The organism is Actinoplanes sp. NPDC051861, from assembly GCF_040681145.1.
Classification (GTDB): domain Bacteria; phylum Actinomycetota; class Actinomycetes; order Mycobacteriales; family Micromonosporaceae; genus Actinoplanes.
This window is the reverse complement of sequence record NZ_JBFAYE010000002.1, coordinates 169753-189363: the sequence shown is the minus strand read 5'-3', so window position 1 is coordinate 189363 and position 19611 is coordinate 169753. Positions and strand designations below refer to the sequence as shown.

At 70.0% G+C, this 19611-nt stretch carries 21 protein-coding genes; 10 read left to right on the top strand and 11 right to left on the bottom strand.

Annotated elements, in window-relative coordinates; genetic code table 11:
* Positions 1-30: 30 nt before the first annotated feature.
* Complete coding sequence (gene nuoH, locus AB0M02_RS07445) at positions 31-990, bottom strand: NADH-quinone oxidoreductase subunit NuoH (RefSeq protein WP_364223142.1); 960 nt, start codon at positions 988-990, stop codon at positions 31-33.
* Positions 990-1664: an NADH-quinone oxidoreductase subunit C gene (locus AB0M02_RS07440; protein WP_364223139.1), complete on the bottom strand. Its 675-nt coding sequence runs from the start codon at positions 1662-1664 to the stop codon at positions 990-992. The genes nuoH and AB0M02_RS07440 overlap by 1 nt, the downstream gene beginning before the upstream one ends.
* A gap of 65 nt (positions 1665-1729) precedes the next feature.
* On the opposite strand from AB0M02_RS07440, the gene AB0M02_RS07435 reads away from it, so the two are divergent.
* From AB0M02_RS07435 to AB0M02_RS07420, 4 genes are read left to right on the top strand one after another with little or no spacing between them, the layout of a single operon-like run.
* Positions 1730-2239, top strand: a complete 510-nt coding sequence (locus tag AB0M02_RS07435; protein WP_364223137.1) for a sigma-70 family RNA polymerase sigma factor — start codon at positions 1730-1732, stop codon at positions 2237-2239.
* Positions 2236-3201, top strand: a complete 966-nt coding sequence (locus AB0M02_RS07430) for a hypothetical protein (RefSeq protein WP_364223134.1) — start codon at positions 2236-2238, stop codon at positions 3199-3201. Before AB0M02_RS07435 ends, AB0M02_RS07430 begins: the two co-directional genes overlap by 4 nt.
* Before the next feature lie 53 nt (positions 3202-3254).
* Positions 3255-3776 carry a SigE family RNA polymerase sigma factor gene (locus AB0M02_RS07425; RefSeq protein WP_364223132.1) on the top strand — a complete coding sequence of 174 codons (522 nt, stop codon included), beginning with the start codon at positions 3255-3257 and terminating at the stop codon, positions 3774-3776.
* The gene (locus AB0M02_RS07420) at positions 3773-4741 is read left to right on the top strand and encodes a hypothetical protein (RefSeq protein WP_364223129.1); all 969 of its coding nucleotides are present in this window, start codon (positions 3773-3775) and stop codon (positions 4739-4741) included. Before AB0M02_RS07425 ends, AB0M02_RS07420 begins: the two co-directional genes overlap by 4 nt.
* Here the strand turns inward: AB0M02_RS07420 and AB0M02_RS07415 are convergent.
* Positions 4738-6030: a DUF2252 domain-containing protein gene (locus tag AB0M02_RS07415; RefSeq protein ID WP_364223126.1), complete on the bottom strand. Its 1293-nt coding sequence runs from the start codon at positions 6028-6030 to the stop codon at positions 4738-4740. The two genes, AB0M02_RS07420 and AB0M02_RS07415, sit on opposite strands and share 4 nt — an antisense overlap.
* Before the next feature lie 49 nt (positions 6031-6079).
* On the opposite strand from AB0M02_RS07415, the gene hemC reads away from it, so the two are divergent.
* On the top strand, positions 6080-7012 hold the full coding sequence (gene hemC / locus AB0M02_RS07410) for a hydroxymethylbilane synthase (protein ID WP_364223123.1): 933 nt from the start codon (positions 6080-6082) through the stop codon (positions 7010-7012).
* 19 nt (positions 7013-7031) lie between these two features.
* Here the strand turns inward: hemC and AB0M02_RS07405 are convergent, their stop codons facing one another.
* Complete coding sequence (locus AB0M02_RS07405; RefSeq protein WP_364223120.1) at positions 7032-7661, bottom strand: hypothetical protein; 630 nt, start codon at positions 7659-7661, stop codon at positions 7032-7034.
* Between the two features lie 76 nt (positions 7662-7737).
* Here AB0M02_RS07405 and AB0M02_RS07400 point away from each other — a divergent pair, with 76 nt between their 5' ends.
* Complete coding sequence (locus AB0M02_RS07400) at positions 7738-8016, top strand: DUF4873 domain-containing protein (RefSeq protein WP_364223117.1); 279 nt, start codon at positions 7738-7740, stop codon at positions 8014-8016.
* Positions 8017-8059: 43 nt separating this feature from the next.
* On the opposite strand, the gene AB0M02_RS07395 is transcribed toward AB0M02_RS07400, so the two are convergent.
* From AB0M02_RS07395 to AB0M02_RS07380, 4 genes are read right to left on the bottom strand one after another with little or no spacing between them, the layout of a single operon-like run.
* A complete protein-coding gene (locus AB0M02_RS07395) occupies positions 8060-8584 on the bottom strand; it encodes an NADH-quinone oxidoreductase subunit B family protein (protein ID WP_364223114.1) in 525 nt (174 codons plus the stop codon).
* 4 nt (positions 8585-8588) lie between these two features.
* On the bottom strand, positions 8589-9734 hold the full coding sequence (locus AB0M02_RS07390) for a Fic family protein (RefSeq protein WP_364223111.1): 1146 nt from the start codon (positions 9732-9734) through the stop codon (positions 8589-8591).
* Between the two features lie 27 nt (positions 9735-9761).
* Positions 9762-11180 (bottom strand): aminotransferase class V-fold PLP-dependent enzyme, encoded by a 1419-nt coding sequence (locus AB0M02_RS07385; protein ID WP_364223108.1) that lies wholly within the window; start codon positions 11178-11180, stop codon positions 9762-9764.
* Complete coding sequence (locus tag AB0M02_RS07380; protein ID WP_364223106.1) at positions 11177-12514, bottom strand: MFS transporter; 1338 nt, start codon at positions 12512-12514, stop codon at positions 11177-11179. Before AB0M02_RS07380 ends, AB0M02_RS07385 begins: the two co-directional genes overlap by 4 nt.
* Before the next feature lie 49 nt (positions 12515-12563).
* On the opposite strand from AB0M02_RS07380, the gene AB0M02_RS07375 reads away from it, so the two are divergent.
* Entirely contained in the window at positions 12564-13955 is a 1392-nt protein-coding gene (locus tag AB0M02_RS07375) for a gamma-glutamyltransferase (RefSeq protein WP_364223103.1), read from the top strand.
* A 4-nt stretch (positions 13956-13959) separates the two neighbouring features.
* On the opposite strand, the gene AB0M02_RS07370 is transcribed toward AB0M02_RS07375, so the two are convergent.
* Positions 13960-14883 (bottom strand): NAD-dependent epimerase/dehydratase family protein, encoded by a 924-nt coding sequence (locus AB0M02_RS07370; protein ID WP_364223100.1) that lies wholly within the window; start codon positions 14881-14883, stop codon positions 13960-13962.
* 109 nt (positions 14884-14992) lie between these two features.
* Here AB0M02_RS07370 and AB0M02_RS07365 point away from each other — a divergent pair, with 109 nt between their 5' ends.
* Entirely contained in the window at positions 14993-15670 is a 678-nt protein-coding gene (locus tag AB0M02_RS07365; protein WP_364223097.1) for a TetR/AcrR family transcriptional regulator, read from the top strand.
* Between the two features lie 172 nt (positions 15671-15842).
* On the opposite strand, the gene AB0M02_RS07360 is transcribed toward AB0M02_RS07365, so the two are convergent.
* Both AB0M02_RS07360 and AB0M02_RS07355 read right to left on the bottom strand, forming a co-directional pair.
* Entirely contained in the window at positions 15843-16643 is an 801-nt protein-coding gene (locus AB0M02_RS07360; RefSeq protein ID WP_364223094.1) for an SAM-dependent methyltransferase, read from the bottom strand.
* Complete coding sequence (locus tag AB0M02_RS07355; RefSeq protein WP_364223090.1) at positions 16643-16945, bottom strand: MGMT family protein; 303 nt, start codon at positions 16943-16945, stop codon at positions 16643-16645. The genes AB0M02_RS07360 and AB0M02_RS07355 overlap by 1 nt, the downstream gene beginning before the upstream one ends.
* Before the next feature lie 62 nt (positions 16946-17007).
* On the opposite strand from AB0M02_RS07355, the gene proB reads away from it, so the two are divergent.
* Both proB and AB0M02_RS07345 read left to right on the top strand, forming a co-directional pair.
* Positions 17008-18120, top strand: coding sequence for a glutamate 5-kinase (gene proB, locus AB0M02_RS07350; RefSeq protein ID WP_364223087.1), 1113 nt, complete (start codon positions 17008-17010; stop codon positions 18118-18120).
* Positions 18121-18153: 33 nt separating this feature from the next.
* Entirely contained in the window at positions 18154-19395 is a 1242-nt protein-coding gene (locus AB0M02_RS07345; protein ID WP_364223084.1) for a glutamate-5-semialdehyde dehydrogenase, read from the top strand.
* Positions 19396-19611 lie beyond the last annotated feature (216 nt).

The following is a 19611-nucleotide window of genomic DNA, read 5'->3' as shown; positions in this document are numbered from 1 at the left end:
GATCCGGCGCGACCTCGGCCCGCCGCGACTTCACAGCAGAGTTCTGACGGCGGCCGTCAGGACCAGCTGTGCCAGCGCCACCGGGACCAGAATCAGCCAGCAGAGGCGCTGCAACTGGTCCTCACGCAGACGCGGATAGCTGACCCGCAGCCAGATGATCACGAAGGACAACGCGAAGATCTTCAGCAGCGTCCAGAGCCAGCCGAGCTGGTCGGCGAACGGGCCGTGCCAGCCGCCGAGGAACAGCACGGTGGTCAGGCCGGCGATCACGATGATCCCGACGTACTCGGCGAGCAGGAAGAACGCGAAACGCAGGCCGGTGTACTCGGTCATGTAACCGAAGACCAGCTCGGAGTCGGCGATCGGCATGTCGAACGGCGGCCGGCGGATCTCGGCCAGGCCGGCGATGAAGAAGACCAGCGCGGCCGGGCCCTGCCAGATCAGCCACCACGGCTGCCAGGCCTCGACGATGCCGGGCAGGCTGAGCGTCCCCGCGGCCATCGCGACGCTCGCCGCGGCCAGCACCAGCGGAAGTTCGTAACCGAGCAGCTGTGCGGCGCCGCGGACACCACCGAGAAGGCTGTATTTGTTGGCCGAGGACCAGGCGGACATCAGCACGGCGACCACACCGATGCCGAGCACGGCGAGAACCAGGAACAGGCCGATGTCCAAGCTCTGAGCGACAAGGCCGCCGGGCCCCAGGGGGATGGTCAAAATCACGATAAGGTACGGGAAAAGCGCCACAATCGGGGCTAGCCGGAAGACAGCCCGATCCGCGTCGCGAGGTGTGATGTCCTCCTTCTGGACGAACTTCACGCCGTCGGCGACCAGTTGGGCCCAGCCGTGGAAAGCACCGGCGTACATCGGCCCGACGCGGCCCTGCATGTGCGCCATCACCTTGTGCTCGGCCTGCCCGACCAGCAGCGGCAGCACCAGGAAACCGGCCATCACGGCGACGACGCGGATCGTCAGATCCAGCCAGAGCGGCATCAGCCGGCCTCTCCCTCGGTCGTGGTCCGGGGCCTTCTGACCGGCCGGCTCGGGGTTTCCGGCGGCGGCACCTTGCCCTTCATCGGGCCCCACTCGTTCGGGTCGGGGACGCCGGGCGGGCGCATCGGCGCGCGCTTGGCCGCGCCGCCCTCCGACTCACCCGGCTCCTTGGCGCCCGGCCACGGCTTGGCCACCCGCGACGCCAGCACGAACTCCTTGCGCAGAGGATGGCCCTCGAACTCCGGCGGCAGCAGCAGCGGCCGCAGGTCCGGGTGGCGCTCGAACACGATGCCGAACATCTCGTGCGTCTCCCGCTCGTGCCAGGCGGCACCCGGGTAGAGGTCCACGAGCGACTCCACCGACGGATCCTCGCGCGGCACCCGGGTCCGCAGCAGCAGGCCGTGCCTGCGCCGGGTCGACCAGAGGTGCGCGACCACCGCGAAGCCGCCGTCCAGCTCGTCCACGGCGGAGAGCCAGTCGAAGAAGTCGCAGCCCAGGGCACCGGCGTCGCGGGCGGCCTCGGCGGCGAACCACCAACGGGCGGCCGGCACGTCGACCACGGCTCGGGCGTGGCCAGGGCCGCCGCCGGAGATCTCGGCGGTCACGTCACCCAGACCCGGGTCGTCCGTCGCCAGCAGAGCGACCAGCCGTTCACCGACCTCTTCGGGCGTCATGGGGGTCATCCTATGATCCGGCGGATTCACCGCAGCGTTCCGCCGGGTCCGCGCGTGTAGTCCACGTGACCGTCACAGCCCGACCGGAGACAGCCATCACGCCGTCCTTCGACGAAATCTATGCGGCGAGCTACACCGACCTCGCGGTGCAGCTCTACGCGTACTTCGGGGACCGCCAGGAGGCGCAGGACGTCGCCCAGGAGGCGTTCTGCCGCGCGCTCGCCCGCTGGGACAGCATCGCCCGCTACGACGATCCGGTGGCCTGGGTCCGCCGGGTCGCCTGGAACCTGGCGGTCAGCCGGTGGCGCCGGGCGCGTACCGCGATGAACTTCCTGCGCCGCCAGCGGACCGACGAGCCGCAGACCGACGGGCCAAGCCCGGAACGCGTCGCGCTGCTCGCGGCCCTCGGAAAACTGCCGTCCGCGCAGCGCCGGGCCATCGTGCTGCGGTACATGGCCGACCTGACGGTGTCCGACATCGCCGAGCGTGAACGGGTCCCGGAGGGGACCGTGCGCTCCTGGCTGACGCGTGGCCGGGCCGCGCTCGCCGCCGAGCTGAACGGAGGTTCGCTGTGACCGACACCCTGGACGAGCTCTTCGCCGACCTGCGCGCGGACGCCGTACTCGAGATCCGCCCGCCGGGCGTCGCGGCGGCCCGCCGGACCGTGCGCCGCCGCCGCACCACCACCGCGGTCGCCTCGGGCTGCGCGGTGATCCTGGCCATCGCCGCCGGGTTCGCCCTGACCAGCCGCCCTTCCGACCAGCGGCAGACTCCGGTCGTGGCCGCCACCTCCGCCGCACCCGCGGATCCCGTGACGGTGGCTCAGCGCAAGCTCGCGGAGACCAGCACCGGCACCACGGTGGTCGACGTCGCCTCGCCGGTGATCAAGGACTACGAGCGCGAGCAGAAGAAGCATTACCTGGGAAACCTGACCCTCCGGCTGGCCTGCGCCGGCCAGGGGCGGATCACGTTCGCCGTGATGAGCGTGCGCAACTCGTTCGGAACCTGGGGGGAGCATGTGCGGCTTTCCGCCGACTGCGCGACCGACCCGGTTCCGGCCGAGACAGTGTTCGCCATGACAGGCTCGGAGCACTACCAGTTCCGGCTGATCGAGAGCACAACGGCACCGGGCGCCGGGTTCGCTTTCCGGATCACCGCCGACACCGGTACACCGATCGACGCCAAGGACTGGAACCGCACGGTCGACCCGCAGCGTGCGCTCGAGCTCGACAACCGTACGGTCAAGGCCGCCACCTCGATGCGCACACGGGTCATGGAACCGGGATTCGTTGAGGCACCCGGTGTTGCCGAGGGCCGGTACCGGATCGCGATGGCCTGCGCCGGCGCCGGCACCGCCATCCTCGTGATCCGGCTGGACGGCAGGACCGTCGCCCGCGCCGAACTCGAGTGCACGTGGCAGATCACCCAGAAGGAGTTCGAGGTGGGGAACGTGGACGAACGCGTGACCACCGCCCTCGGCTACCGCTCGGACAAGCCCGCGGACGGTCTCGTCGCCTGGGCCTGGATCAGGGTGTAGAAATTTCCGGCGGCCGGGTGCAACCGGCCGCCGGCAGCCGGCGTGTAGTCGCCGTGACAGCCATCGCCCGGGAAGAGACGGAGACGCGGACCGACGTGCGCCCCTCCTTCGACGAGCTGTACGCCGCCCACTACGCCGACCTCACCGTGCAGCTCTACGCGTACTTCGGTGACCGGCAGGAGGCGCACGACGTCGTCCAGGAGGCGTTCTACCGTGCCCTGGTCCGCTGGAACCGGATCGCCGGGTACGACGACCCGGTCGCCTGGATCCGCCGCGTCGCCTGGAACCTGGCGGTCAGCCGGTGGCGCCGGGCCCGTCTCGCGCTCAGCTTCCTCAACCGGCAGCCGCGCGCCGAACCGCACACCGAGGGGCCCAGCCCGGAGCGGGTGGCCCTGGTCGCCGCGCTCGGAACCCTGCCGGACGCGCATCGCCGCGCTGTGGTGCTGCACTACCTGGCCGACATGAGCATCGCGGAGATCGCCCAGCGGGAGGCCGTCGCGATCGGCACGGTCAAGTCCTGGCTGTCCCGTGGGCGCTCCGCTCTCGCCACCGCGCTCGATGGAGGCGTGCTGTGACCGACACCCTGGACGAACTCTTCGCCGAACTGCGAGCCGAGACGCTGCGGACGGTCCAGCCGGCCGGCACCGAACCGCTGCGGCGGGCGGCGCGGCGGCGCCGGGCGGCCCTGTCGAGCGGCGCGGCCGTCGCGGTGCTGGCGATCGCCGGCCTGACAGCGGTCGTCCGCCCGAGCGGCGACACGACACCGGCGGCCGAAAACGCGCCGTCCTTCTCCGCGGCGACGCTGACCGCCGAGGTGGCACGGGCCCTGGAAATCAACGATCTCAACAACCCCTACCCCGGGGCGATCATCACTGACACCGGGTTCGGATCGCAGCAGTCCCGCCGTGACCTGCTCGGCGGCCGCTACGAGGTTCGGATGGTCTGCTACGGGACCGGGACGATGCACGTCAGCGTGACCGCCTCCGCGGTGGGTGCGGTGCCGTCGACGACGGTGACGCCCGTCGTGTGCGACACCGCGCAGACCACGGTCCTGTCGGTGCCCTTGACCATGCCGGAACCGAGCGGCCACCTGATCGTCCAGGTCGATCCGGAGGTGGCCGGGCCAGGGCGGGCCGCCTTCGGCTACACCCTGGAGCTCGCCCTGGACGACCGGTCCCGCTGGCAGCAGACGGCTGCGGACGTCCTCGGCGAGAAGACGGCCGGCTACGTCAGCTCCGGCTCGCAGTTCCTGACCGACGGCGGAGTGGGGTACGAGGACGAGCGCATGGAACCCGGGCGGTACCGCGTGCGGGCGGTCTGCGTCGGATTCGGCACGGTCCGCCTCAGCGCCGGCCCCACACCGTCCGCCGCAAATCCCCCGACCGGTGGTCAGCTCGGCGTTCTGCGGTGCGCGCCGAACAATCCCGTGCCGGCCACGGTGACCTACACCGTGACCGGGGACGGGCTGTACTACGACGTCGAGCCGGCACCCGAGGCGCGCGGCCGGGCGGCGGTGGCCACCATGGCCGAACGCCTCTAGAGGCGGCCGTTGCGGAACACGTCGACGAAGTCCTGGTGGTCCTCGCGGGCCTGGTCGCCGTACTTGTGGGCGAACTCGACCAGGTGCCGGACGAAGCCGGCCTCGTCCTTGTCGACCACCGCGACGATCGCCTCCTCGGTGGAGAAGTCGACCAGGTCGTGGCTGGACTCGTCGTCGGCGACCGAGTGCATCCGGGCCACCGCGCGGCCCAGGTCGGCGATCACACCGGTCAGCTCCTCCGGCTCGTTCACATCCGACCAGTCCAGGTCGGCGGCGTACGGCGAGACCTCGGCGACCAGCTGGCCGATCCCGTCGAGCTCGGTGTAGCCCAGCCACGGGTCGGCGTGCGCCTGCAGGGCCCGCTGCGACTCCGAGGTCCGGTGACCCTGGTGCTGGAAGTAGCCGCGGACCCGCTCGTCGTCGATCCACCGGGCGACGGCCGGAACCTGCGCCTGCTTCATGTAGATGATGACGTCGTTCTCCAGGGCCTCGGTGTGCCCCTCGAGCAGCAGGTTGTACGACGGGAGGCCGGCCGAGCCGATGCCGACGCCCTTGCGCAGCTTGATGTCCTTGATGTGCAGCGACACCGGGCGGGTGGCGTCCGGCAGCGTGTGAAGGTACTGGTCGAAGGCGGCCCGGACCTTCACGTCGGCCACCCCGTCGATCTCGAAGACGCCCTCGCCGAGGGAGAACCGCCGCTCGTAGTCGTCGATCGTGGTCTGCCCGGCCAGCAGGTCGACCCGCGTGTTGAGCCTGGCCTCCTGCAGCACACGACGCAGCACACCGTCGGCGTTCTCCAGGGTGATCGAGCCGATCGCGTCGTCGCCGCCGTGTGCGATCGCGCGCAGCTCGGTCAGGTAGGAGCCGGCGAAGGTGGTCACCAGCGAGGTGATGTCGTCGTCGGAGAGCGCTTTCGCGTACCCGATCAGGGCGACACTGGCCGCGAACCGCTTGAGGTCCCAGCTGAACGGTCCGACGTACGCCTCGTCGAAGTCGTTGACGTTGAAGACCAGGTGGCCGGAGGAGTTCATGTAGGTGCCGAAGTTCTCGGCGTGCAGGTCACCGTGGATCCACACCCGGCTGGTCCGCTCGTCGAGATAGCTGTCGTCACGGTAGTCCGCGGTCAGGTCGGCGTAGAACAGCGAGGCGCTGCCCCGGTAGAACGCGAACGGGGAAGCCGCCATCTTCCGGAACTTGCGGCGGAACGCGGCCGGGTCCTGCGCCATCAACTCGCCGAACTCGCGGCTCAGCACGTCGATGATGAAGTCGGCACGGGAGGAGAAGCCCATGCGGGTGAGGCTACTCACCGATCGGGGCGGAGAGGCTACGCTTCCCGCTATGTCCGCTTCCCGTCTGCTGCGAATCGGAACCCGCTCCTCGCCGATGGCGCTCGCCCAGGTCGAGCGCGTGCGGCAGATGCTCGCCGCGCGGCGGCCGGAGGTGACCGTCGAGGTCGTGCCGCTGACCACCAGCGGCGACCGGTGGCAGGGCTCTCTCTCCGAGCTGGGCGGCAAGGGCGCGTTCACCAAAGAGGTGGACCAGGCGCTGCTGGACGGCCGGGCCGACGTGGCCGTGCACTGCGTCAAGGACGTGCCCGGCGACCGGCCCGCACCGGCCGGCACGACCTTCGTGGCCTATCTGGAACGCGACGACGTGCGCGACTGCCTGGTGCACCCGGACGGCAAGCGCATCGAGGAACTGCCGGCGGGGTCGCGGATCGGCACGTCAGCCGTACGCCGCATCGCCCAGATGGCCCTGCACTGGCCGCACCTGATCCCCGTGCCCATCCGCGGGAATGCCAATTCCCGCCTGGCCAAACTCGACGCCGGTGAGTACGACGCGCTGCTCCTCGCGGTCTCCGGCCTGCACCGGATCGGCCAGCCCGCCCGGATCACCCAGACGATCGACATCGACACGTTCGTCCCGGCGGTCGGCTCCGGCACACTCGTCCTGCAGAGCCGCCAGGACGACAGCGCGGCGCTGGAGATCGCCCAGTCACTGGGCGACCGGCGCACGGCGGTCGAGACCGAGGCCGAGCGCACGATGCTGCACATCCTGCAGGGCAGCTGCCAGTCACCGATCGCGGGTTACGCCCGCACCGAACCGGACGGGCGCATCAGCCTGCGCGCCCGGGTCATCAGCCTGGACGGCAAAACCGTGCTCGACGTCCACGAGTGGGCCTCCGACCCGGTCGTCCTCGGCACGTCGGTCGCGGCCGCCCTCCTACGCCAGGGCGCCCGAGACATCCTCACCGCTGACAGCGGAGTCTGATCCCGGGTCAGTCACCTGACTATGGCTGCTGCTCACCGCCCTTGCCGGGCAGGCTCTTGCCTAGGAACCCGGCGTCGCGCGATCGTTTCACCCAGAACCGTGCTGTACGTTCCGACACCAAGCCGAAGTGCTGTTGGACCGCCCTGGTCGGGCTCCGGCCGTCATGCTGACGGTAGACGTCGGCGACCTCGCTGAGAATTGACGGAGTAATCCTGCTTCGCGCGCGACGCCGTGCTGCCCTCACCGCAGGCAGGGTCACGCCCGCACGAACATCCGCGAGAGCGAGTGGCCTGGCTCGCACCCGGCCTGAGGCATCTCGCTCCACCGGTACCGCAACGTACCTGGTGGCTAGCTCGAGCATCTCTTCGACTCGAAGGGCGCGCAGGTCGACGCTTCTGACCTCCTGTTCGGACGACTCGATGGTGATTCTCTGGCAGAGAGGGATCCCATGCCGTACGACAACAGCCATCCGCCACCCCGGGGTGGTGCTGCTGCCGGTACTGATGAGATCGAAGCGCCGTGGCACCCAGTACTCACCGTCACCCAACGGCACCTGCTCGATCACCGACTCGCCAGGAGCTGGCTTGTAACCGTTACGGAGCCGAGTTATTGCCTCATCGTCCGGATCAACATCGATCGTGACCGTCATGGTGTCCCTCCGGTGGCAATCAACCCGCGCGCCAGTTGCCTAGGCAACAAGAGTACGACTGCGGAATTATCAATCCATGGCAAATGCAGGGACGTATGAAGGGCCGGCTGTGCTGGTCACCAGTAGCCACGAGATCGCCGTCGAGGTAGCGCTGCGGGTCGACCAGATTCGAGGCTTGGCTACATGGCATGGCGATGTGACAGCGGATCCAACCGAAGACTTCTGGTCAGTTCTTCAAGCCCGTCAGGGAAGGTTGAGGTTGCCCAATGGCGCGGAAGGCATGTTCATTCCAGCACGAACGGTTATCGGATCCGGTCAGTTGAAAATCACTGGGAGCGGAACAGCGCCGTTCTGAAGAGCGCGGCCGGACCGCGGAGAAATCCGCACCCCTTCCTGACTCAGGATGAAGGCGGGATGACCAGCGGCGCGGTGAGGGCGAGCGGGTCGGGGCGGCTGACGCCACCGAGGCCGGACTGTTCGGCGGCGATCTTCTCCTGGAGGCGCAGGATGCCGTGCAGCAGCGCCTCGGGTCGCGGCGGGCAGCCCGGGACGTAGACGTCGACCGGGATGATCTGGTCGACGCCCTTGGTCACCGAGTAGGAGTCCCAGTAGGGGCCGCCGCAGTTCGAACACGAGCCGAACGAGATCACGTACTTCGGCTCGGGCATCTGGTCGTAGAGCCGCTTGATGGCCGGCGCCATCTTGTCGGTCACCGTGCCGGACACCACCATGAGGTCGGCCTGCCGCGGCCCGTGCGCGAACGGGATCACCCCGAGCCGCATGAAGTCGTGCCGGCTCATGCTGGACGCGATGAACTCGATCGCGCAGCAGGCCAGCCCGAAGTTGAACACCCACAGGGAATAGCGACGCCCCCAGTTCAGAACGAACCGGATGGGTTCACCGAGCACACCAGGCAGCGCCATGCGGTCAACCTAACCCATCACCGTACGGCGCGGTCAGGGTCATCGGCGTCCGCGCCATCTCCAACACCCGCTCCGGGAACCGCGGGCCCTCGGTGTAGTAGCGGGCCCGGGTCCGGCCGACCGGTTCCAGCAGCCCGGCGGCGGTCAGGTCACGGAGGTCGCGCTGAGCCTGCTGGAGCGTGAGCCCTTCAGCCGACTGGTATCGAGCCCTCCGAACACGACCGGCCATCGCGACGTCGTGCAGCGCGGAGACCATCCGCTCGTCCAGGCCGGCATTCCTCGTGTAGGAATCAAGCAGGTCCCACACCGCGGCCGATTGGTCCGCGCGCGCCTGCACCGTCTGCGCCTGCTGGTGGTATGCGACAAGACTGAACCTGATCCAGCTGGAGACGTCCTGATCCGGTCGATACACCGGGCCCCGCCGCTGTAGTTCACCGTAGTAGTCCCAGGTATTCCCGCCGTTGCCAAGCCACGCCTCGATCGACGAGAACTCGGGAGCGAGCACGCCCTCTCGTGCGATGAGGAGGGTCTGCAACGAGCGCGACATACGGCCGTTGCCGTCAGCCCAGGGGTGGATGGACACCAGGTTCAGATGCCCCATTGCGGCGCGGATCAGGGGGTGACTGCCGTCGTCGGTGTTGAGCCAATCCACCAGTTCGCCCATCAAACCGGGCACCGCGGCCGCATCCGGTGCCGTATACGCGGCAAGCCGCGGGTTGCGCGGGCTAGTGACATAGACCGGGCCCCGCCGCCATTGGCCCGCCGGTTTGTTGCGGGTGTGACGGTGGCCTTGCAGCATCCAGTGCAGGGCGTTCAGCAGGCCCTTGGTGTAGGTGAAATCAGCCACGTCGTGCAGCGTCTGGACATACGTCATCATTCGCTGGTAGGCGAGGGTCTCCTCGCGGTTCTCCTCGGAGACATCGACGTCTCGCTCGCCGTCCATCAGGTCCTGGACGTCTTCGGTCGATACCCGAAAGCCCTCGATGGAGTTCGACGCCGCGACGGCGTCAGCGGTCAAGAATTTCCGCAGTCCATACGTCCATTTAGCCGGATTGGCCTGGACCTGGTAGCGCAGCCTCTGGCGCATCTCTTCGATGCCGCCCAGGACCTGCTGGTCGGCGGCAGTCAGGCCTGGCGTCGGGTAGAGCATCCTTGAAGCTTACACGCAATCATTGCGTCATCGCGTCATTGGTCGCTGTAGGTGGCTGAGGAAGCCGGTCAGGAGGGCCTCTCGCAACGCCGGCGGGGCGGCGTTCAGGACGGTGTTGACGGTGGCCATCTGGGAGAAGTCGCCGCCTCCGAGACCCAGGCCCTCGGCCAGGGCCGCGATCAGGTCCGGCGTCACCATGTCCGGGGTCAGCGGGGGCAGGTCGGGGACCTCGATCGGGCCGCGGGCGTTGGTGGCCGCGACCGCTGCGGCCAGGTCGGCGGCGAAGGAGTCGACTGTTGCGCGGACGGAAGCGGTCACGGTCAGGTGGATGGTCGGGGGGAACTCGGCGAAGGCCATCTGGGGCTGGGTGTGCCAGCCCCGGGCCGCCAGTTCGTCGGCCAGGACGAACAGGTCGGCGCCGTCGGAGGCCAGGCACACCACGCTGGTATCGGCGGGTGCGTAGAGGCGGACGCCCTCGGTTGCGGAGACCGCGTCGGCCAGGATCCGCACCGCCTCGCGGGTCTGCGACGCCAGGTCCAGGTAGCCCGCGTCGCCGATCGAGCGCAGCGTGGCCACGGCAGCGGCGATCGGGCCACCGGACCGGGTGGACGAGATGACCGGATTAATCATCGTATAGCCCGGCCAATCGGCGAAGGCGAAGTACTGCGGCAGGCGCAACGATGCGTTGCGGTGCAGGAGGATCGAGACACCCTTCGGGGCGTAGGCGTATTTGTGCAGGTCGACCGAGATGCTCGTGACGCCGGGGACGGAGAGGTCGAACGGCGGCAGGTCGGCGCCGAGGCGTCGCAGGTACGGCAGGATCCAGCCGCCGAAGCAGGCGTCGACGTGGAACCGCACGCCACGCGAGGCGGCGATCGCGGCGATCTCCGGGATGGGATCGACGACGCCGTGCGCATAGCTGGGTGCGGAGGCCGCGACGAGGACGGTGTCCGGGCTGATTGCCGCGGCCATCGCTTCCGGGTCGGCTTTCAGACCCTTCATGGGTACGGGCACAAGCTTCACCCGCAGATAGTGAGCCGCCTTCGCGAACGCCGCGTGGGCCGTCGACGGGACCACGAGCTGTGGACGATCGATCTCCGGGTGCGCGTCCCGGGCCGCCTTCACCGCCAGCATCAGCGACTCGGTGCCGCCGCTGGTGACGCTGCCGACCGTCTCCTGATCGCCGCCCAGCAGCCGGGCTGCCGCACCGACCAGCGCGTTCTCCATCGCGAGCAGCGACGGGAACGCCGTCGGGTCGAGCCCGTTCACCGACGACGAGATCGCGTGTGCCGCCCGTGCCAGCTCGTCCAAACCGTCGACGGCCGGGTCGTAGACGTACGCGAAAAGCCTTCCGCCATGGGTCGGCAGGTCGGCCCCGCGCAGTTCCCGCAGCTCGGCGAGGACCTGCTCGCCCGGTACGCCCTTCGCCGGCAACGCGTCGATCATGCCGGTGACGTTATCCGCTCGTCGTACCCGCGGAGAAGGACCACGGCCACCCCGACCAGCAGCGCCGGTACGACGGTGAAGCCGAGCAGCACGCCGAGCCGCGCCGTGTCGGTCTGGCCGGCCGCCTCGCCGGTGGCCGACGACGCGTACCCGAAGATCTGCAGCATCAGCGCGTAGATGCCGGGCCCGAGTGCCAGCCCGAGGGTCTCCCCCGCGGTCCACAGGCCGGTGAAGACTCCGGCCTGGCGGCGGCCGGTGCGCTCGGTGTCGTACGCGATGCAGTCCGGCAGCATCGCCATCGCGAACACCTGCTGGCCGGCGTATCCGGCGCCGATCAGCGCCACCACCAGGTAGACCGCGACGGCGGGCACGGCCGGGGAGGCGAGCAGGACCAGCGCGCCGGCAGCGAAGATCAGCGAGGCGGCGATCAGCGAGCGGAGTTTGCCGTACCGGTTGCCGACGGCGGTCCAGAGCGGCATCACCAGCAGGGCCGGGCCGACGAACGCGGCGAACAGGAACGTCGCACCGGACTTCTGGACCAGCACGTGGTCGGCGAAGTACTTGACCCCGGCCAGCATCGTGCCGATACCGGCGGCCTGGACGATCCAGCAGATCAGCAGGGCTCGGAACGGAGCGTTGCCCGCTGCCACGCGCAGCTGGGCCCGCAGGGTCGGTTCGGACTCGCTCGCGGTTTTCGAGTGTGCTTTACGCGTACCCCAAAAAGTCGCAAGCGTGCCCACGACGATGAGTGCGCCGACAAACGCGCCGGACCACCGATGTCCCTCGCGTCCGCCGCCGGTGAGCTCGACCACCAGCGGCGCGAGTGCGCCGGAGATCAGGATGGCGAGTGCCAGAACCGCGACGCGCCAGGTCATGAGGCGAGTCCGCTCGGCGTATCCGTCGGTGAGTTCGGCGGGCATCGCGACGTAGGGGACCTGGAAGAACGCGTACGCGGTGGCGGCCGCGAGGAACGCGCCCGCGACGTAGGCACCGGAGGCCGCCCCGCTCGGGAACGGCGCCAGGAAGATCGCGGCGAACAGGAAGCCCAGCGCGAGGCCCGCACCCAGCAGGAACGGCCGGCGGGAGCCGCTGCGGTCGGAGATCCGGCCGGCGATCGGATTGACCAGGACATCCCAAGCCTTCGGCAGCAGTACGAGGAGACCGGCCACACCGGCCGCCACGCCGAGCGTGTCGGTCAGATAAGGCAGAAGGAGCAAACCCGGCACCGTGCCGAACGCGCCCGTGACCAGGGATCCAAGCGCATATCCAGCCAAAACACCGCGAGGCAGCACACCCGTCGGGGGTACCACGGGAGAGGGACCGGCCGTCGTCATGGACGCGCATCGTAACCATGATCGCGCCCGGCCGCCTACGCTCGCCGCTATGAAAAGCGTCGCGGCCGGCGTCGCCGCCAGCCACCCGGCCACCGCTCGCACCGGGGTACGGATCCTGCAGGCCGGAGGGTCCGCGGCGGACGCGGCGGTGGGTGCCGTCCTGGCGTGCTGCGTCGCCGAGACCGTCTACACCGGACTCGGCGGCGGCGGGTTCGCCACCTACTTCGAGGCGAGCACCGGCAAGGTCACCTGTCTGGACTTCTTCGTGTCCGTGCCGGGGCTCGACGGCGACCGCAAGGCCGAGCCGATGGTCGCGGTCGACGTCTTCTTCGGCGGGCTGCCACAGATCTACTCGATCGGCGGGGCCAGCGTGGCCGTTCCGGGCGTCCCGGCCGGTCTCGGCGAGGTCCACCAGCGCTGGGGCCGGCTGCCCTGGGGTGAGGTGGTCGCACCGGCCGCCGGTCTGGCGCGGACCGGGGTGCTGCTCCCGGCCGCGCACGCTCGCACGCTGGAGTCGTGCGCACCCGCTTTGGCGTACGGGGAGGGCGCGGCCCTCTACTCACCCGGCGGCCGTCTCCTTCAGGGTGACGAACTGCTCTTCCATCCGGGCCTGGCGACCGCGATGGACGCGCTGGCCGCCGACGGGCCGCAGGTCTTCTACACCGGCGCCTACGGTGCGCTGCTGGTCGAGACGGTCCGCGCAGCCGGCGGCACGATCGGCCCGGCGGACCTGGCCGCCTACCGCGTCGCCGAGACGTCGGTGGACCACGCCTCCGTCGCCGGATACCGCGTGCACGCCCGGCACGACCTGAACCGGACCGTGGACACGATCGGCGCGCTGCCGGACGACCTCTCCCGGCCGTCGCGGGCGGTCGGTGTCGCGGCGGCGCTGCGCAACAAGGGCGCGCAGCGGCTCGGCGACACCACCAACGTGTCCGTGGTCGACCCGGAGGGCAACGCCTGCGTGATCACCACGACGCTCGGACTGGGTGCCGGCGTCTGGCTGCCCGGACTCGGGATCAACCTGAACTCGATGCTCGGCGAGGGTGAGCTGCTCACCGAGGACCTGGTGCCGGGGCGGCGGATGTCGTCGTACATGTGCCCGCTCGTGGTGATCGGGCCGGACGGGGCGCTCGCGGTGGCGGCGGGGTCGGCGGGTGCGTCGCGTATTCGTACCGCCCTGGTGGACACGCTGCTCGGGGTGCTGGTGGACCGGCTGAGCGTGCCGGACGCGATCGCCCGGCCCCGGTTCCACGTGGTCGAGGAGACCGTGCACGCCGAAGCCGGCTACCCGCCCGCGGAGTTGGCCGCGTTGGCGGAAGCCGGCTGGCAGGTGGTGGAGTGGCCGGACATCAACCACTACTTCGGCGGGGTGACCGCGGTGGGGCGGGCCGGCGCGGCGGGTGATCCTCGCCGGGGCGGTGTGGGCCTGCTGCTCTGAGGACTCACATCTTGCGGGCTGCGATGGCAGCGGCGTCGGCGGCCGTCTCCCGAATGCCGACCTCGATGTCGGTGGCGGTCAGGCCGAAGGTCCGCTCGGTCAGGGTGGAGTCGAGCACGAACGGGAAGTAGAACTGGTAGTCCATCTCGGCCAGCTCGCGGGCGATCGGGACGACCAGCCCGGCGGTGCGCATGACGAACCGCGGAAGCTTGCGGATCTTGGGCATCGGCTGGCCGGCCACCGCGGCGTAGCGCCGGGTCAGCTCCCGGATCGAGATCGGTGCGGCTGACGGGACGTGCCAGGCCTTGCCGTGCGCGCGCTCGTCACGGGCCAGCTCGACCAGCGTGCGGGCCATGTCGCCGGTGTAGGTGAAGGTGTGCGGCGCGTCGACGTCGGCCGGGGCCCAGGCGGTGCGCCCGGCGTTCATGGCCGGCAGGATCACCGCGGAGAAGACGCCGGCGGCGCCCGCGCCGATGTAGTCCGAACCGCGGGCCTCGACCGTGCGCACCCCGCTGGCCAGCGCGTCCTCCCACATCCTGATGCGGATCCGGCCCTTGCGACCGGTCGCGGCGAGCGGCGTGCTCTCGGTCATCAGGCCGCCGGGCTGCTGCCCGTATCCGTAGAGGTTGCCGGTGATCGCATACACCGCGTCGTTGGCCTTGGCGGCGGCGATCATCGCGTTGTTCATCGGGAACCACTTGTCGGCCCACTCGGTGTACTTCGGGTTCGCGCAGTTGTAGACGACCTCGGCACCCTTGGCGATCTCGGTGAGCCGGCGCGCGTCGGAGGCGTCGGCGGCGAGCCGCTCGATCAGCGGGTGCTCCGGGCCGCCGCCGCTGCGGGTGACGATCCGGACGGTCTCGCCGCGGTCGGCGAGCAGCCGGGCGACGCCTGAGCCGATCGGGCCGGAACCGATGATGACGTGCATCTCACTTCTCCCGCTCTCGTTAGTGAGCACTGCTCTCTGTTGAGAACAACAGTCGCACACGGGTTCGCGTTTGGCAAGAGCAGTGCTCTCGTTGTGGCACACTGGCCTCATGAGCGCCGCCAACCTGCGGGCCCGGGTCCGGGCCGAGATGACCGAAGAGATCAAGAGCGTCGCCCGGCGCCACCTGGCCACGGACGGGGCGAACCTGTCGCTCCGGGCGGTCGCGCGGGACCTGGGCATGGCCTCGTCCGCTGTCTACCGCTACTTCGCCAGCCGGGACGACCTGCTCACCGCGCTGATCATCGACGCCTACGACGCGGTCGGCGAAGCGGCGGAACACGCCGCCACCGGAGGCACCACGCCCCTGGAGAGATGGCTCGCGGCCTGCCACGCGGTTCGGGAGTGGGCTCTCGCCAACCCGCACGAGTGGGCGCTGATCTACGGCAGCCCGGTGCCCGGCTATCAGGCGCCGCAGGACACCATCGTGCCGGCGACCCGGGTGCTGCTCCTGCTCGGCGCGACGCTGGCGGGGGCGTACCAGTCCGGGGTTGCGCCGGCCCGCGAACCGCTGCAGGGCCGATTCGCCGAGGAGCTGACCCCGATCGCGGAGTCGTTCCTCCCCGGCCTCCCGGCGCGCGCGGTGGCCGACACGATCGCGGCGTTCTTCCAGCTGTGCGGCGCGGTCAGCTCAGAGCTGTTCGGCCAGCTGAACAAGTCGGTCGAGGAGGACCGTCGCGGCTTCTTCGAATACCAGATGCGCGGAGCCGCCACCCTCGCCGGCCTCTAAAAACCCGCGTGTGGAGTTGGGGTGCGCAGGAGGGCCGAACTCCACACGCGGACTCGTGCACCTCTGGCGTGTGGAGTTCGGGTGCGCAGGAGGGCCGAACTCCACACGCGGATTTGTGCAGCTTTGGCGTGTGGAGTTGGGGTGTGTGGGAGGGCCGAACTCCACACGGAATTTAGGGGTGGCGGGCGTGTAGGACGTGGCCGCCGGGAGTTTGCGGGGGCACGTCGGGGCGGTTGAAATAGCGGGCGGCCATGGCTGACGGGCCCAAGTCGTCGATTTCGGTCAGGCCCCGTGAGGTCAGCTCGGCGGCGACCTCCTCCGGCTCGAAGTAGGTCAGCCACGGCTCGCCCAGCTTGGCCACCCGCTCGGCACGCGCCTCCAGGTGCGCGCGGCGCTCAGCCGTCATCCGCTCGAGCGGCTGCGCGTAGTCGAACGCCACCTCATTGCCCTCACCCGCGGCGATCACGTCGAGCGTCTCGCCGAACGCCTCCGCGGTCAGATAGGGCACGACGCCGAGCCAGAGGAAGAACGCCGGGCCGTCCAGAGCCAGCTCCAGTGGCTCCTTTTCCAGATCGACACCAACATAACGGATATTTCCAGAAATATCGATGCCGGTGTCTGTGAGCCGCCGACGCTTCCACTCCTGCGTGGAAGGGTGATCAACCTCGGTCACCCGCAAGCCATCGAACGGGTTGCGATAGGCGAACGTGTCCAGGCCCGCACCCACGATCACGAGATCACGGATTCCCCGGTTCACGGCCGCTGCCAGCGCATCCTCAGCGAAACGGTGCCGGGCCGCGATGAACAGCCGCATGCCGCGGCGCGGTGCGTCAGCCAGGAGATCCGCTTCCGGTTCACCCAGGATGCGTACGGCGTACGCGTCCCGAAAAATCGCGCCTCCCTCCAGCACCTGATGCGCCGCCCGGTAACGCGCCGCACTGTAGGCAGTCCGGCTCGGCTGTCCCCGCTCCATCAGGGCATCCACCCCGCCTGAGCGATCAACACCCGGTCACCCCGCATCGGCACTCCCTCCGAGAGCAGGCGCGCCCGCGCCTCCTGCTCGTGACCCGGTGGAAGCCGCCCGGCGCCGTTGCACACCCGATGCCACGGCACGCCGCCACCGTGCAGCGCCATGATCCGGCCCACCTGTCGTGGCGAGTTGCGCCCGGAACGGTCGGCCAGGGCGTCGGCGATCGCCCCGTACGACATGACCCGGCCCTCGGGGATGCTCTCGACCAGCGCGAGGACCTCTTCGACGTACTCCTGCGGTGTCATCAACCGCCACGATATGGGATCTGACAACGATCGACACCGGCCTGCCGAGCACAATGGGCCTGGTGCGGGAAGTGGTGACCGGTGCGCGCCGGATCGTGGTGAAGGTGGGGTCGTCCTCACTGACCACCGCGGCGGGCGGCATCGACGAGCAACGTGTCGACGCCCTGGTCGACGTTCTGGGCAAGCTGGCCTCCGAGGGGCGCGAGGTCGTCCTCGTCTCCAGCGGCGCGATCGCCGCCGGGCTGGCCCCGTTGCAGCTGCGCCGCCGACCGCGTGACCTCGCCACCCAGCAGGCCGCCGCCTCGGTCGGGCAGGGCCTGCTGATCGGGCGGTACATCGCGGGGTTCGCCCGGTTCGGCCTCACCGTCGGCCAGGTGCTGCTGACCGTCGACGACGTGACGAGGCGCGCGCACTACCGAAATGCGTATCGGACGTTGCGCAAACTGCTCGACCTGGGCGCGCTGCCGATCGTCAACGAGAACGACACGGTGGCCACCGAGGAGATCCGGTTCGGCGACAACGACCGGCTGGCCGCGCTGGTCGCCGCCCTGGCGCACGCCGACCTGCTCGTGCTGCTCTCCGATGTGGACGCCCTCTACACCGGCAGCCCGTCGGACCCCGCGTCCCGGCGCATCCCGCTGGTGCGCGACGACACCGACCTGGCCGGCATCGAGGTCGGCACGGCCGGCAAGTCCGGCGTCGGCACCGGTGGCATGGTCACCAAGGTGGAGGCGGCCCGGATCGCCACCGGATTCGGCATCCCGGTGGTGCTCACCGCCGCCCCGCTGGCCGGATCCGCGCTGGCCGGCGAGGAGGTCGGCACCCTCTTCCAGGCCGCCGCGCAGCGCCCCGCCGCCCGGCTCTTCTGGCTCGCGCACGCCACCTCACCGCGTGGACGGCTCCACCTGGACGCCGGTGCGGTCGCGGCCGTCGTGGCCCGTCGCAAGTCGCTGCTGCCCGCCGGGATCACCGCGGTGGACGGTTCGTTCGCGGCCGGCGACCCGGTCGACCTGGTCGACGCGGGCTCCGGGGTGCCGGTCGCGCGCGGCCTGGTCAACTACGACGCTGTCGAACTGCCCGCGCTGTTGGGCCGGTCGACCCCGGAGTTGGCCGCCGAGCTCGGTCCAGGCTATGAACGAGAGGTCGTCCACCGCGACGATCTCGTACTCCTCTGATCTGATTTTCCGCCTTTGAGGGAAGGGTTTGCCATGAGCGTGCTGGAGCAGGCGGCAGCGGCCCGGGTCGCCGCCATCGACCTGGCCGGAGCCACCCGGGCCGAGAAGGACAGGGCCCTGCTGCTGATGGCGGACCGCCTGGTCGAGCGCACCGACGACATCGTCGCGGCGAACGAGGTGGACATTCGCAACGGCCGCGAGGGTGGTCTGTCCGAGGCGGTGATCGACCGGCTGCTGCTGAACCCGGAGCGGGTCGCCGCGATGGCCGACGGTCTGCGCCAGCTCGCCGCCCTGCCGGACCCGATCGGTGACGTGGTCCGCGGCTCGACCCTGGCCAACGGGCTGGAGCTGCGGCAGGTCCGGGTGCCGTTCGGCGTGGTCGGCATCATCTACGAGGGCCGGCCGAACGTGACCGCCGACGCGGCCGGCATCTGCCTCAAATCCGGCAACGCGGCGCTGCTGCGCGGCTCCGGCTCGGCGTTCTCGTCGAACGCGGCGATCGTCTCGGTGCTGCGCAAGGCGGTCGCCGACGCGGGTCTGCCGGCCAACACGATCCAGCTGCTCGACGCCACCACCCGCGACTCGGTGAAGGAGCTGATGCGGGCCCGCGGCCTGGTCGACGTCCTGATCCCGCGCGGCGGCGCCTCGCTGATCAAGACGGTGGTCGAGCAGTCGACGGTGCCGGTGATCGAGACCGGGGTGGGTAACTGCCACGTCTACGTCGACGCCGCCGCCGACCTGGAGAAGGCGCTCGGCGTCACGGTCAACTCGAAGACCCAGCGGCTGTCCACCTGCAACACCGCCGAGTCACTGCTGGTGCACGCCGAGATCGCCGACTCGTTCCTGCCGCTCGTGCTGGAGGAGTTCGAGGTCAAGGGCGTCACGGTGCACGGTGACGCGCGGGTCGCGGGCTACAGCGACGCGGTGGTCGCGGCCACCGAGGCCGACTGGGGCACGGAGTACCTGTCCGCCGACATCTCGGTCGCCGTCGTCGACTCGCTGGAGGACGCGCTCGACCACATCCGGCACTACGGGACGGGTCACACCGAGGCGATCGTCAGCGAGTCCACGACGGCCGTACGCCGATTCACCGCGGGCGTCGACGCCGCCGCCGTGATGATCAACGCGTCGACCCGGTTCACGGACGGTGGCGAGTTCGGCTTCGGCGCCGAGATCGGCATCAGCACGCAGAAGTTGCACGCGCGCGGGCCGATGGGCCTGCCCGAGCTGACCTCAACCAAGTACATCGTCACCGGGAACGGTCACACCCGCTGACGTCGCGTCGCTCGACGGAGACGGAGAAGACGACGAAGACGGAGACGGCGACGAAGACGGAGACGGGTCCGGCGACGGCGACAAAGACGGAGACGGCGACGGGGACGAAGACGGGGCCAGCGACGGGGACGGCGACGGGGACGGCGACGGGGACGGCGACGGCGACGGGGAAAAAGACGGGGACGGGGACGGGGAAGAAGACGGGGACGGGGACGG

What these genes read in the sequence shown, in the direction of transcription:
- nuoH (WP_364223142.1), bottom strand. Translation starts at nt 990, where the DNA reads ATGCCGCTCTGGCTGGATCTGACGATCCGCGTCGTCGCCGTGATGGCC.
- AB0M02_RS07440 (WP_364223139.1), bottom strand. Translation starts at nt 1,664, where the DNA reads ATGACGCCCGAAGAGGTCGGTGAACGGCTGGTCGCTCTGCTGGCGACG.
- AB0M02_RS07415 (WP_364223126.1), bottom strand. Translation starts at nt 6,030, where the DNA reads ATGGGCTTCTCCTCCCGTGCCGACTTCATCATCGACGTGCTGAGCCGC.
- hemC (WP_364223123.1), top strand. Translation starts at nt 6,080, where the DNA reads ATGTCCGCTTCCCGTCTGCTGCGAATCGGAACCCGCTCCTCGCCGATG.
- AB0M02_RS07405 (WP_364223120.1), bottom strand. Translation starts at nt 7,661, where the DNA reads ATGACGGTCACGATCGATGTTGATCCGGACGATGAGGCAATAACTCGG.
- AB0M02_RS07400 (WP_364223117.1), top strand. Translation starts at nt 7,738, where the DNA reads ATGGCAAATGCAGGGACGTATGAAGGGCCGGCTGTGCTGGTCACCAGT.
- AB0M02_RS07395 (WP_364223114.1), bottom strand. Translation starts at nt 8,584, where the DNA reads ATGGCGCTGCCTGGTGTGCTCGGTGAACCCATCCGGTTCGTTCTGAAC.
- AB0M02_RS07390 (WP_364223111.1), bottom strand. Translation starts at nt 9,734, where the DNA reads ATGCTCTACCCGACGCCAGGCCTGACTGCCGCCGACCAGCAGGTCCTG.
- AB0M02_RS07385 (WP_364223108.1), bottom strand. Translation starts at nt 11,180, where the DNA reads ATGATCGACGCGTTGCCGGCGAAGGGCGTACCGGGCGAGCAGGTCCTC.
- AB0M02_RS07380 (WP_364223106.1), bottom strand. Translation starts at nt 12,514, where the DNA reads ATGACGACGGCCGGTCCCTCTCCCGTGGTACCCCCGACGGGTGTGCTG.
- AB0M02_RS07375 (WP_364223103.1), top strand. Translation starts at nt 12,564, where the DNA reads ATGAAAAGCGTCGCGGCCGGCGTCGCCGCCAGCCACCCGGCCACCGCT.
- AB0M02_RS07370 (WP_364223100.1), bottom strand. Translation starts at nt 14,883, where the DNA reads ATGCACGTCATCATCGGTTCCGGCCCGATCGGCTCAGGCGTCGCCCGG.
- AB0M02_RS07365 (WP_364223097.1), top strand. Translation starts at nt 14,993, where the DNA reads ATGAGCGCCGCCAACCTGCGGGCCCGGGTCCGGGCCGAGATGACCGAA.
- AB0M02_RS07360 (WP_364223094.1), bottom strand. Translation starts at nt 16,643, where the DNA reads ATGGAGCGGGGACAGCCGAGCCGGACTGCCTACAGTGCGGCGCGTTAC.
- AB0M02_RS07355 (WP_364223090.1), bottom strand. Translation starts at nt 16,945, where the DNA reads ATGACACCGCAGGAGTACGTCGAAGAGGTCCTCGCGCTGGTCGAGAGC.
- AB0M02_RS07345 (WP_364223084.1), top strand. Translation starts at nt 18,154, where the DNA reads ATGAGCGTGCTGGAGCAGGCGGCAGCGGCCCGGGTCGCCGCCATCGAC.